At 58.5% G+C, this 12395-nt stretch carries 12 protein-coding genes; all 12 read left to right on the top strand.

The genetic code is table 11. The annotated features are described in order from the left end of the window. Positions 1–89 precede the first annotated feature (89 nt). The gene (locus tag O9H32_RS21025) at positions 90–860 is read left to right on the top strand and encodes a YheC/YheD family protein (RefSeq protein ID WP_269868094.1); all 771 of its coding nucleotides are present in this window, start codon (positions 90–92) and stop codon (positions 858–860) included. Positions 861–1082: 222 nt separating this feature from the next. Then, complete coding sequence (locus O9H32_RS21020) at positions 1083–1532, top strand: RrF2 family transcriptional regulator (RefSeq protein WP_269868153.1); 450 nt, start codon at positions 1083–1085, stop codon at positions 1530–1532. Positions 1533–1776: 244 nt separating this feature from the next. Next, positions 1777–2430, top strand: a complete 654-nt coding sequence (locus O9H32_RS21015) for a nitroreductase family protein (RefSeq protein WP_269868093.1) — start codon at positions 1777–1779, stop codon at positions 2428–2430. Between the two features lie 54 nt (positions 2431–2484). Next, entirely contained in the window at positions 2485–3492 is a 1008-nt protein-coding gene (locus tag O9H32_RS21010) for an LLM class flavin-dependent oxidoreductase (protein ID WP_269868092.1), read from the top strand. A 211-nt stretch (positions 3493–3703) separates the two neighbouring features. Then, positions 3704–4690 (top strand): lipoate--protein ligase, encoded by a 987-nt coding sequence (locus tag O9H32_RS21005; RefSeq protein WP_269868091.1) that lies wholly within the window; start codon positions 3704–3706, stop codon positions 4688–4690. Positions 4691–5210: 520 nt separating this feature from the next. Beyond that, positions 5211–6149: a sugar-binding transcriptional regulator gene (locus O9H32_RS21000; protein WP_269868090.1), complete on the top strand. Its 939-nt coding sequence runs from the start codon at positions 5211–5213 to the stop codon at positions 6147–6149. Between the two features lie 233 nt (positions 6150–6382). Then, a complete protein-coding gene (gene deoC / locus O9H32_RS20995) occupies positions 6383–7048 on the top strand; it encodes a deoxyribose-phosphate aldolase (protein ID WP_269868089.1) in 666 nt (221 codons plus the stop codon). 38 nt (positions 7049–7086) lie between these two features. Next, positions 7087–7485 carry a cytidine deaminase gene (locus O9H32_RS20990; protein WP_269868088.1) on the top strand — a complete coding sequence of 133 codons (399 nt, stop codon included), beginning with the start codon at positions 7087–7089 and terminating at the stop codon, positions 7483–7485. Positions 7486–7698: 213 nt separating this feature from the next. Then, complete coding sequence (locus tag O9H32_RS20985; protein ID WP_269868087.1) at positions 7699–8877, top strand: NupC/NupG family nucleoside CNT transporter; 1179 nt, start codon at positions 7699–7701, stop codon at positions 8875–8877. A 49-nt stretch (positions 8878–8926) separates the two neighbouring features. Next, the gene (gene deoB / locus O9H32_RS20980) at positions 8927–10111 is read left to right on the top strand and encodes a phosphopentomutase (protein WP_269868086.1); all 1185 of its coding nucleotides are present in this window, start codon (positions 8927–8929) and stop codon (positions 10109–10111) included. Positions 10112–10270: 159 nt separating this feature from the next. Further along, entirely contained in the window at positions 10271–10978 is a 708-nt protein-coding gene (deoD, locus tag O9H32_RS20975) for a purine-nucleoside phosphorylase (RefSeq protein WP_269868085.1), read from the top strand. 49 nt (positions 10979–11027) lie between these two features. After that, positions 11028–12329 (top strand): pyrimidine-nucleoside phosphorylase, encoded by a 1302-nt coding sequence (locus tag O9H32_RS20970; protein WP_269868084.1) that lies wholly within the window; start codon positions 11028–11030, stop codon positions 12327–12329. Positions 12330–12395: the final 66 nt, after the last annotated feature.

The following is a 12395-nucleotide window of genomic DNA, read 5'->3' as shown; positions in this document are numbered from 1 at the left end:
TCCACTCCTAGTAACCTTCCGGAGCATATTCATATAGAAGGGTCCACCACTATCAGGTTGAACCAGAACAGAGGGGATGAAGGGACGGTATGATCAGAAAGCGGCAGTGGCATGTTCGAAGCAAGTGGATAAGACATCTCGGACTGATCGGCCAGCGGCGGCTCCGGCGGCATATCCCACCGACCAGCCTGCTCAGCCGGAAAACTTTGAATACGTATATGAAACGGTACCGGGTCTTGTATATCAAACCGGTCTTTGGTTCGTTCGGCAATCATATTATGAAGCTGTCCCGCAGCCCCCGGGCGCGCGGCAGATATGTGGTCCGGCGGGAGCAAAGGGTACAGGTGATAACGGGCAGGCAGGTGCCCGGCGTCGTTATGAGGCATGCCCGCTCGAGAGCTTTCCTCATCCAGCGGGGCATTCCGCTGCTGCATATCGGCGGCCACCCGGTCGATTACCGGCTGATGATGCTGCGGCCGGGCCGGGAGTGGCAGTTCATGGGGATTATGGGGAAAGTTGCCTCGGGCGCGAGAATCGTGACGAACTATAACCACGGCGGCAAGGCGATCCGCTTCCGGGAGTCGCTCCGCAGGGCAGGCTTCACCCCTCGCCAGATCGATAGGGTCTTCGCGGAGATGCGCCGCGTGGGCTATCTGGCGGCGAGGCAGTTCGGCAGCCGCCACAAGCACTGCCGCCGGCTCGGAATCGATTTTGCGATCGACACGAACAAGCGGATCTGGATCATTGAGGTCAATACGAATCCGTTCTATGAACTGTTCCGGCACCACGAGAACCGTACGCTGTATAGACGAATCCACGGGGTTATGCAGAGAATCAGCAGATTGCAGTCGAACCGCTGACGGCTCGGGAAGCCACCCGGGCATGACCCGTTATGGATACCGGATGGATGTGCGCGTCTTCCCGTCTGCTCTCATGAGGGGTGCAGGTGGGGAGACGTCTTTTTTTTGGGCACCTGGGACAACTCCATCGGGCAGAAGAGGAACGCGGATTCTTGTATAAGCGCGCCGGGTCTGCTACAATGCACACACATAGACAGACCACCCAGGAGGGAGCTAGAGATGATGAAGAAAGAAAAATACACCTGTCCCTCCAATTTCCGGACTTACGGGCTGGCGCTGCAGGCTGTAACGGTGCTCTCAAGGTACCCGAGCCGCTGTCCGAGCGGCGAAATCGCGCAGCATTTGCAGTCCGAAGCTACGCTGATCCGGCGCATCCTGGCCAGGCTCGTGCAGGAGAACATTCTGGAGACGCGGGAAGGCCGCGACGGGGGATATAAGCTGAAGCGGCCGCCGGAATCCATCACCTGTGCGGACGTGCTGGCGGCTCTTCAGAAGGATGAACCGCTGCATCACGAGATCTTCGAATCCACGGGCGACCGGCCGTTCGGCGTGCGGATGAATGAAGTGTTCACGGGCATGATGGCCGAGATCGACCAGAGCATTCTCGCCGTCCTCGGACGGTATACGATAGCTGATCTGGCGGAGAAGACGCTGCTGCCCGAAGGGGATTGACAGGGATACGGCGACGGATTATACTGTGCATATACTTACACAGTATAATCCGTCCCTGCGGCAATGCAGGACTGGACGGAGGGCAGGCGCAGCGTATTCGATTCTGTACTCTTATATTTCTAATAAGCGCGCATCGTCCTTAAAGGACCGCGAAGCTGTTTATCTTGCACTATACTGTGCAAAAAAACACTCAGTAAAAAAGCTCGATAAAAAACTCAGTAATGAGATGAGAGGACAGATGACTATGGAAACGACGAAAGAGAAGGCCCTTCGAGACTATTACAGCGTGGTGCGGGAGCGCCGTTCGGTCCGGCATTATGATCCAAGCGTGAAGATCACGCGGGAGGAATTGACCGAGATACTGCAGGAAGCGGTGCTCGCTCCGTCGAGCTCGAACCTGCAGCCGTGGCGTTTTCTCGTGATCGACGAAGCGCCGCTGAAGGAGAAGCTGCTGCCGATCGCATTCAACCAGCAGCAGGTGATCGATGCCGCTGCGGTGATTGCCGTGATGGGCGACAAGGATGCCTACCTGAACGCCGGCGCGATCTATGAATCCGCGGTAGAAGCAGGCTATATGGACGAAGAGCGGAAGAATCTGCTCGCCGGCAATGCCCTGAAGATGTATGCGGAGATCGGGGAAGAAAGACGCAAGGACATTGTGCTGGTCGACGGGGGACTCGTGTCCCAGCAGTTCATGCTGTCGGCCAAGGCGCGCGGCTATGATACGGTGGCCATGGGCGGCTACAATGCGCAGCTCTTCCGGGAGGCCTTCGGGGTGCCGGAATCGTACGTGACCGTGATGCTGATCGCGGTCGGCAAAGCGGCGCAGCCCGGTCACCCGACGACACGGCTGCCGATCGAAGCGGTCACGTCCTGGAACCGCATCGGGGAGAAGTAAAGAATTCATGCCTCAGCAGGAAGTCCCTGCCGGGCAGAGGAAAGGACAGAGAGCATGATCACACTAAGCGTGTTGGACCAATCACCTATCCCGGAGGGCAGCACGGCAGCCGAGACGCTGGCGCAGACGGCCCGGCTTGCGAAGGAGACTGAGCGGCTCGGGTACCGCCGGTTCTGGGTCTCCGAGCATCATGCCGCCGGCAGCCTCGCGGGGTCGAGCCCCGAGGTGCTGATCTCGCACCTGGCCGCGGTCACATCGCGCATCCGCCTCGGCTCCGGCGGCGTCATGCTGCCGCACTACAGCGCCTATAAGGTCGCTGAGAACTTCCGGCTCCTCGAGGCGCTGTATCCGGGGCGCATAGACGTCGGCCTCGGGCGGGCGCCGGGCGGCATGCCGCTGGCGACGCAGGCGCTGCAGGAAGGCCGCGCCTCAGGCGTCGACCGCTACCCCGAGCAGGTGGCGGACCTGACGGCTTACCTGCGCGACGCGCTGCCGGAGGGGCACCGCTTCGCGGGCTTGAAGGCGTCGCCGGTGATTCCTGCGTCGCCGCCGGTCTGGCTGCTCGGCTCTAGCGACGAGAGCGCCCGGCTTGCGGCGGAGCAGGGGACGGCCTTCGCCTATGCGCACTTCATCAACGGCTACGGCGGGCCCGAGGCGATGCGCTGGTACCGGAACCACTTCCGCCCGGCGGCGGAAGGCGACCGGCCCCAGTCGCTCGTTGCGGTGTTCACAGTCTGCGCGGACACGGACGAGGAGGCGGAGCGGCTGGCCTCCTCCATGGATCTCTCCTTCCTGTTCCTCGAGAAGGGCGTCCAGTGGCCGGGTATCCCCTCGCCGGAGACGGCGGCGAACTATCCGTACTCGGCGTACGACCGCTCCCGCATCGAGGGCAACCGCAGCCGCATGATCATTGGCTCCGCGGCGACAGTCAAAGCGAAGCTGCTCGAATTCAGCGAGCGGTATGGGACGGGCGAGCTCATGATCGTCACGATCATGCACGATGTCGAGGCGCGGCTGCGCTCCTACCGGCTGTTGGCCGAAGCCTTCGGCCTGCTGTCTTAGCCGGCGGTGCGCCGCCGCAGAGATGAACCACCTCTTGGCCTGACCGGCCGGGGGTGGTTCTGTTCATTCGCCGGGCGGTTCGCGCGGCAGCCCGCCCGCTGCCTGGCCGCCGCTGTCTGCATTCCGGCCGGCATCGTGATATGATAGTCTCACTAGCTACCACTAACTTACTACCGGGCCTGCACAGGATCCCGGCGAAAGGACTCAGACTATGCTGTTCATCGACAATCAGGGCGTGACCGATCCCGCACAGAATTTGGCCCTAGAGGAGTACGCGCTGCGGCATCTGCCGCCGGAGAACGATTACCTTCTCTTCTACATCAACGAGCCTTCGATCATCATCGGCAAAAACCAGAATACAGCCGAAGAAGTGAACCGGGAGTATGTGGAGGAGAAGGGCATCCATGTCGTCCGCCGGCTGTCCGGGGGAGGCGCGGTGTACCATGACCTCGGCAACCTGAATTTCAGCTTCATCACCCGGGATGACGGGGCCTCGTTCCACAATTACCGCAAGTTCACAGAACCTGTGATCCGGGCTCTCCATGAGCTTGGCGTGCAGGCGGAGCTCAGCGGCCGCAACGACATCCAGGTCGGCGAGCGCAAGATTTCGGGCAATGCCCAATTCGCCACGCGGGGCCGCATGTTCACCCACGGCACGCTGCTGTTCGACTCGCAGATGGAGAGTGTCGTCTCCGCCCTGAGGGTCAACCCGCTCAAGATTCAATCCAAAGGCGTCAAGTCGGTCCGCAGCCGGGTGGCGAATATATCCGAATTCTTGAATGAGCCGATGACCGTCGAAGCCTTCAGAGCGCATCTGCTCCGTTCGATCTTCGCGGGGGCCGAGCCTGCGGAGTACAAGCTGACGGAGGAGCAGTGGGAGGGAGTCCGCCGTCTTGCGGCCGAGCGTTACCGGAGCTGGGACTGGAATTACGGCCTCTCGCCCGCATTCAATCTGCACAAGGCGGCCAGGCTTGCGGCCGGCACCTTCGATGTACGGCTGGATGTGGCAGAAGGCTTGATCCGGGGCGCAGCCATCTATGGCGACTTCTTCGGTGCCGGCGACGCGCAGGAGGTCGAAGCGAAGCTGATCGGCGTCAGGTACGAAGCATCGGCGATCTCCAAGGTGCTCGAGGAGATCGATCTCGGGCATTACTTCGGTGCAGTGACCCGGGAGGAGTTCGTGGGGCTGCTGCTGTAGGGAGCAGCTGGACCCGCTGCGGGGCAATAAAGATGCTTGAGAGGCCGCAGCGGGCCGCGCGGCCTGCTATATTCTCCAGCGTATGTTTAAGCTGCATAGGATCGGCCTATAATGGGGGTAAGAACATGCTGTCATCGCGCCAGTCCAAGGCGCTTCCGGGCACCGCACGAGCGGACCAGGGAGGCGGGAGGGGGGACGCAGGGACACCATGTTTTTTTGATATCTAAGAATTGATCATCTCACCAGGGCTCGATTCTGTAATCTTATCTATTTTATAATCGCGCATCGTCCTTAAAGGACGGCGCAGCCGTTTATCTTGTCGTATACGGATTGTGGCATGTCGGCAGTATTCCCAAACGATCTGGAGCATTGGATCCTTTTTGTGCGCCTTTTGTTCATTTCGAAATCGCTATAGCGGAAAATTAAGCCTTGTATTTACTCGAAATCCGAAAGTAGATCCTGTATAATGAGAGATGACAAAGCTTTCATTATAACTTTCCGAGACAAGTGGGTTGACGCAATGGATAACGAGAAGCAGCGGTTAAGTATCGAAGCGGCCAGACTGTACTATCTGTCCGATTACGGGCAGCAGGATATCGCCGTCCGGCTGGGAGTGTCCCGGCCGACCGTGTCCCGGCTGCTGCAGTATGCCAAAGACCAGGGCTATGTGCGCATCAGTATCGTCGATCCGCTGGAGGATCTGGACGGCATGGGCGACAGGATCAAGCTCCAATACGGGCTGGATACCGTTCATGTCTGCTATTCACCGCTGAACGAATACCGCGAGATCCAGAAGCACATCAGCAAGCGGGCGGCGGATTATCTCCACGAAACGGTGCAGGATTCGGATATCATCGGCGTGACTTGGGGGACGACCATGCATGCGATCGCCCTCCAGCTTCAGACCAAGTCGGTGCGCGGCGTCGAAGTCGTGCAGCTCAAAGGGGGCGTGAGCCATTCCCACGTGAACACCTATGCGGCCGAAACGGTGAATCTGTTCGCGGAAGCGTTCCACACCATGCCCCGTTATTTGCCGCTGCCGGTCATCTTCGACAATACGGAGGTGAAGCAGATGGTGGAGGCGGACCGGCATATCCAGCGGATTATCGAGCTCGGACGGCAGGCCAATATCGCTGTATTCACGGTAGGCACCGTGAAAGAAGACGCGCTGCTCTTCCGGCTTGGCTACTTCAGCGAGGAGGAACAGCAGATGCTGAGGCAGGAGGCTGCCGGGGATATCTGCTCGCGGTTCTTCGACGGCGAAGGCCGCGTCTGCTCCAAGGAGATCAACGACCGTACCGTAGGGATCGACCTGCAGGACCTGCAGCGCAAGGAGAAGGCGGTGCTCGTCGCCGGAGGGCAGCGCAAGATCGAAGCGATCCGGGCGGCCCTCGTAGGCAAGTATGCCAACATCCTGGTGACCGACCAGTTCACAGCCCAAGCGCTGCTTAACGAATAGAGTTTGACCTGCCGCAGAGGATGCGGCAGGTTTTTTGTTATTTTCGGACATATGTCCTGGAATCGGGACACGGGTTTGTCGTATGAATAGAAATGCGGTTTCGGTACGACGCTAGAGAGGCGTCCCTCGTCCGCAAAGGTATGAACGAAATTTCAAGTGTTTATTTACATATGTGCAGGGGCGTGCTATGATGGGTCCATAAACCAAAGTGAAACTCAAAGGAGCGAATCCATATGAATTTGGCCGGCATGATCGACCACACGATGTTGAAAGCGGATGCGACGAAATCGGAGATCCTCAAGCTGATCGAGGAAGCGAAGAAATACAAGTTTGCTTCGGTCTGCGTCAATCCTACTTGGGTGGCTTACGCGGCTGAACAGCTGGCGGGTACGGAAGTGAAGGTGTGTACGGTCATCGGCTTCCCTCTGGGGGCGAATACCCCGGCCGTGAAAGCGTTCGAAGCGGGCGACGCGATCGCCGGCGGCGCGACGGAAGTGGACATGGTCGTGAACATCGGCGCACTGAAGGACGGGAACAACGAGCTCGTGGAGCGGGATATCCGCGGTGTTGTCGAGGCGGCGAAGGGCAAGGCGCTCGTCAAAGTCATCATCGAGACCAGCCTGCTGACAGACGAAGAGAAAGTCCGGGCGTGCGAGCTTTCCGTGAAGGCGGGAGCGGACTTCGTCAAGACATCGACGGGATTCTCGACCGGCGGCGCGACGCCGGAAGACGTCGCTCTCATGCGCCGTACGGTCGGTGCCGCGACGGGCGTGAAGGCTTCGGGCGGCGTGCGCAGCCTCGAAGATATGACGAAGATGGTCGATGCGGGCGCTACGCGGATCGGCGCGAGCTCCGGCGTGAAGATTATGGAAGGCGGACAAGCTTCGTCGTCCTACTAACAGCATTCCCAGCAAGCTTATTGAGGAGGCATACCCGGGTGAAAGACCAGTTGATACAGGAAGCGATAGAAGCAAGACGAGCGGCATATGCGCCTTATTCGGGGTTCGGCGTCGGTGCGGCGCTGCTCGCCGGCGGGAAAGTGTTCCACGGGTGCAACGTGGAGAACGCTTCCTACGGACTCACGAACTGCGCAGAGCGGACGGCCGTATTCAAGATGGTATCCGAAGGCCACCGCAGCATTGAGGAGATCGCCATCGTGGCCGATACGGAAGGACCGGTGTCCCCTTGCGGCGCATGCCGCCAGGTGCTTGCGGAATTCTGCGAAGCGGATACGAAGATCTATCTGACGAATCTGCACGGACATACGGAAGAATGGACGATGGAGCGGCTGCTTCCAGGCGCTTTCCGGGGCAAGGACATGGACTGGAAGGCCTGATCTGACTTTCCAACAGAAGGTATTCCATTAAAGAATTTTCAAAAGAAGAGGCTGTCCCATATCACTTTTCAAAAGAAGCTTCCCGCCCGGGTTCTCTTCTTTTGCCTACTATGTAAGCGCTTAAAGGTGGTTTCACAGGAAAGCGAACCCGGGCAATGGAGCCGGATGACGGCGAACTATGGATGAACCATTACATCATTGGGAGAAAATAACATGAAATTTGTCATCGCCCTTCTGGGTCTTCTCGTTGTCTTTGCTATGAGCTATGCGGCCTCCAACAACCGCAGCGGCATCCGCTACCGTCCGCTGATCGTGATGGTGGTGCTGCAGGCGCTGCTCGCCTTCGCCCTGCTGAATACGAGTGCCGGTGAGTTTCTGGTCGGCGGTTTCGCCGGGATTTTCACACACCTGCTGTCCTACGCTGCAGAGGGGATCAACTTTGTCTTCGGCGGCATAGCCAACGAAGGCCAAGGCCCGTTCTTCCTGAACGTGCTCCTGCCGATCGTCTTCATCTCCGCTCTCATCGGGATTCTGCAGTACACGAAGGTGCTGCCTTTCATCATCAAGTACATCGGCCTCGGACTTAGCAAGATTAACGGCATGGGCCAGCTCGAGTCGTACAATGCGGTCGCTTCCGCGATCCTGGGGCAGTCCGAAGTCTTCATCTCCGTGAAGAAGCAGATGGGCCTGCTGCCGAAGCACCGGCTGTATACGCTCTGCGCTTCGGCGATGTCGACGGTATCCATGTCGATCGTCGGCGCCTACATGCAGATGATCGATCCCAAATACGTGGTGACGGCGCTGGTGCTTAACCTCTTCGGCGGCTTCATCATCGCTTCGATCCTCAATCCGTATACGGTGTCGAGGGAAGAGGACCTGCTCGAAGTGCAGGAAGAAGAGAAGCAGTCGTTCTTCGAGATGCTCGGCGAGTATATTCTCGACGGCTTCAAGGTAGCGATCGTGGTAGCGGCCATGCTGATCGGCTTCGTGGCGCTCATCGCGCTGGTTAACGGCATTTTCCAAGGGATCTTCGGGATCTCCTTCCAGCAGATGCTCGGGTATCTCTTCGCTCCGTTCGCTTTCGTCATGGGTGTGCCGTGGAAGGAAGCCGTGACGGCGGGGAGCATCATGGCGACGAAGATGGTATCCAACGAATTCGTCGCGATGCTCGACCTTGGCAAAGCACAGGGCTTGTCCGCCCGTACGACAGGGATCGTATCCGTATTCCTCGTCTCGTTCGCGAACTTCTCGTCGATCGGCATCATCGCCGGAGCGGTCAAGGGGCTGCATGAGAAGCAGGGGAACGTGGTAGCCCGCTTCGGTTTGCGCCTGCTCTACGGCGCGACGCTCGTCAGCGTATTGTCGGCGACTATCGCGGGGTTGTATCTTTAGAGAAGGAAGAGTATAGTCTTTGCATATTGATATCAAGGGGGCAGAAGCAATGGGGACTTTTCGCAAAATACATCTGGTGGTCCTGGATTCCGTAGGCATCGGCGAGGCGCCGGATGCGGAGGCCTTCGGTGACGTCGGCTCCGATACGCTCGGCGCGATCGCCAGGGCGCGCGGCGGGTTGAACATGCCGAATATGGCCAAGCTCGGCCTCTCGAACATCCGCGGGATCGAGGGCGTGCCGGCGGCGGAGAAGCCGATGGCCTACTATACCCGCATGGAGGAGGCTTCCTCCGGCAAGGACACGATGACCGGCCACTGGGAGATGATGGGCCTGCATATCGCGACGCCGTTCCGCGTCTTCGAGAATGGCTTCCCGGATGAGCTCATCCGCCGGATCGAGGAGCATACCGGCCGCAAGGTCATCGGCAACAAGCCGGCGAGCGGCACCGAGATTATCGACGAGCTCGGCGCCGAGCATATGGAGACCGGGGCGCTCATCGTCTACACGTCCGCCGATTCCGTGCTGCAGATTGCGGCGCACGAAGAGATCGTTCCGCTGGACGAGCTCTATGCGATCTGCAAGTTCTGCCGCGAGATTACGCTTGATGATCCATATATGCTGGGCCGCATTATCGCCCGCCCGTTCCTCGGGGAGCCGGGCAAGTTCGCCCGGACGGCGAACCGTCATGACTATGCGCTGAAGCCGTTCGGCCGCACGACGATGAACGAGCTGCAGGACGCGGGTCTGGATGTCATCGCGATCGGCAAGATCTCCGACATCTTCGACGGCGAAGGCGTGACCCGGACGCTGCGGACCGTCTCGAATATGGACGGCATGGACAAACTGGTCAGCGTACTGGACGAGCCGTTCCACGGGCTGAGCTTCCTGAACCTGGTCGACTTCGACGCGCTGTTCGGCCACCGGCGGGATCCGCAGGGCTACGGCCAGGCGCTCGAAGAATACGATGCGCGCCTGCCGGAAGTGTTCGCGAAGCTCACCGAAGACGATCTGCTGATCGTAACGGCGGACCACGGCAACGACCCTACGTTCAAGGGGACGGACCATACCCGCGAGTATGTGCCGCTGCTCATTTATTCGCCGCGCTTCAAGGACGGCGGTCGCGAGCTGACGCTGCGCCGCACATTCGCCGATGTCGGCGCGACGGTCGCCGAGAATTTCGGCGTGAAGCTGCCGGCGCACGGCACGAGCTTCCTCGGCGAGCTGCAGGCCTAAGCGAGTCAGCTTGCGTGGAGACAGCTTTCTTGTGAGGGAACAACCGCCGACTCGGAGTAGTGCGCCCAAGGGGGGCCGGCTCCATAGCCGTTCCATGGCGGTTCGACTCCGGCCAGGCGGCATTCTTACTATTACGTGATTCCTTAGGAGGATACAGACATGAGTACACATATTGGAGCGAATCCCGGCGATATCGCCGAAACGGTCCTGATGCCGGGCGATCCGCTGCGGGCCAAATATATCGCGGAGACTTACCTCGAGAACATCGTCTGTTACAACGAAGTCCGCGGCATGCTGGGCTTCACGGGTACATACCAAGGCAAGCGGGTGTCCGTGCAGGGGTCAGGCATGGGCCTGCCCTCGATGAGCATCTACGCCAATGAGCTTATCACGGAATACGGCGTGAAGAACCTGATCCGCGTCGGCACGTGCGGCGGCATGCAGGAGAGCGTGCGCGTGCGCGACGTCGTGCTGGCCCAGGCGGCCTGCACCGATTCGAGCATGAACCGCCATGCCTTCGGCGGCTACGATTTCGCGCCGATCGCGAGCTTCCCACTGCTGCTGGCCGCCTACGAGCGCGGTACGGCGAAGGGCATGAAGCTGCACGTCGGCAACGTGTTCAGCTCCGACGTGTTCTACCGCGACGACAAGTCCGTCGTCCAGAAGATGATGGCGCACGGCATCCTGGGCGTGGAGATGGAGACGACCGCCCTGTACACCTTGGCTGCGAAGCATGGCGTGAACGCGCTGACGATCCTGACGGTAAGCGACCATCTGATCACAGGAGAAGAGACCACCGCGGCAGAACGGCAGTCGACCTTCAACGACATGATGGTTGTGGCCCTCGACACGGCGGTATCCCTGTAACTTTGAGAGTAGAGCATAGACACGTTTACGGACAGGAGAGACAAATCCGATGAGAATCAGCGATTTAATCAACAAAAAGAAACTGGGACAGTCTCTATCGAAAGAAGAGATTCAATACATCATCGCATCCTATATGGATGGCAGTACCCCGGACTATCAAATATCTGCTTTATTAATGGCTATTTATTTCAAAGGGATGAATGCCGCCGAAATTTCCGACCTGACGATGGCCATGGTGGAGTCGGGCGAAGTGATCGATCTGTCGGGTATCTCCGGAGTGAAGGTTGACAAGCATTCAACCGGAGGAGTCGGAGACAAGGTGAGCTTGATCGTCGCTCCGATTGTCGCTGCGTATGGTGTCCCCGTTGCCAAAATGTCAGGCAGAGGGCTCGGGCACACCGGCGGAACCGTAGACAAACTGGAGTCCATCGAAGGCTTCAAGATTGAATTGACGCAGGATGAGTTTGTTGCGGCAGTCAACAAAATCAAGATTGCGGTTGTGGGGCAGTCGGGTAATCTTGCTCCAGCCGATAAAAAACTGTACGCGTTAAGAGACGTAACAGGTACCGTGGACTCCATCCCATTGATCGCAAGCTCCATTATGAGCAAGAAGATCGCTTCGGGAGCCGACGCGATCGTGCTTGATGTGAAATTTGGGAATGGAGCGTTCATGAAGACCATTGAGGAAGCCAGAGCATTGGCCCAGACGATGGTCGATATCGGCAATAACTTGAACCGGAAAACCATCGCTGTCCTTACCGATATGAACCAGCCGCTGGGCAATGAGATTGGCAATGCCAATGAGATCAAGGAATCCATTGCCGTACTGAAAGGCGAAGGGCCCCAAGACCTGGTGGAAGTGTCTTATGCCATTGCTGCACACATGCTCGTATTGGGCGGGGCATTCGCATCGTATGACGAGGCTCTCAAGGGCGTCGATGAGGTGGTGAAATCAGGGAAAGCTCTGGAGTCGATGAGGCAGTTTATCTCGTCGCAAGGCGGCAATCCTGATGTAGTAGACAACCCGGATCTATTGCCTGAAGCGAAATATACGCAATCCATTACTTCCAACAAGACGGGGTATATCACGGCCATCAATGCGGAGAAAATTGGGACAGCCGCTATGATTATCGGTGCCGGAAGAGCGAAGAAGGAAGATGCGATCGATCACTCGGTCGGTCTGAGACTGCTTAAAAAAGTAGGAGACAAGGTGGAGCAGGGAGAAGTCTTGTGCCTGGTCAACTCCAACACGCAGGACATCACAGCGACCGAATCCCTGATTCATGAGGCATACGTTGTCGAGTCGGACAAGCCTGCTTCGTCCGATCACATTTTCGGAGTCATTTCTTAATTGAAGAATCTCCCTCCCGAGTGAAGCCCATCATTCTGGAGGGATTTTTTATTTCATTGTTATATA

It is taken from the genome of Paenibacillus caseinilyticus, from assembly GCF_027533645.1.
GTDB lineage: Bacteria > Bacillota > Bacilli > Paenibacillales > NBRC-103111 > Paenibacillus_G > Paenibacillus_G caseinilyticus.
This window is presented reverse-complemented; position numbering and strand designations above follow the sequence as displayed.

Coding starts and splice junctions, on each gene's coding strand:
- O9H32_RS21005 (WP_269868091.1), top strand. CDS start 3,704: ATGCTGTTCATCGACAATCAGGGCGTGACCGATCCCGCACAGAATTTG.
- O9H32_RS21020 (WP_269868153.1), top strand. CDS start 1,083: ATGAAGAAAGAAAAATACACCTGTCCCTCCAATTTCCGGACTTACGGG.
- O9H32_RS21010 (WP_269868092.1), top strand. CDS start 2,485: ATGATCACACTAAGCGTGTTGGACCAATCACCTATCCCGGAGGGCAGC.
- O9H32_RS21000 (WP_269868090.1), top strand. CDS start 5,211: ATGGATAACGAGAAGCAGCGGTTAAGTATCGAAGCGGCCAGACTGTAC.
- deoB (WP_269868086.1), top strand. CDS start 8,927: ATGGGGACTTTTCGCAAAATACATCTGGTGGTCCTGGATTCCGTAGGC.
- O9H32_RS21015 (WP_269868093.1), top strand. CDS start 1,777: ATGGAAACGACGAAAGAGAAGGCCCTTCGAGACTATTACAGCGTGGTG.
- deoD (WP_269868085.1), top strand. CDS start 10,271: ATGAGTACACATATTGGAGCGAATCCCGGCGATATCGCCGAAACGGTC.
- O9H32_RS20970 (WP_269868084.1), top strand. CDS start 11,028: ATGAGAATCAGCGATTTAATCAACAAAAAGAAACTGGGACAGTCTCTA.
- deoC (WP_269868089.1), top strand. CDS start 6,383: ATGAATTTGGCCGGCATGATCGACCACACGATGTTGAAAGCGGATGCG.
- O9H32_RS21025 (WP_269868094.1), top strand. CDS start 90: ATGATCAGAAAGCGGCAGTGGCATGTTCGAAGCAAGTGGATAAGACAT.
- O9H32_RS20985 (WP_269868087.1), top strand. CDS start 7,699: ATGAAATTTGTCATCGCCCTTCTGGGTCTTCTCGTTGTCTTTGCTATG.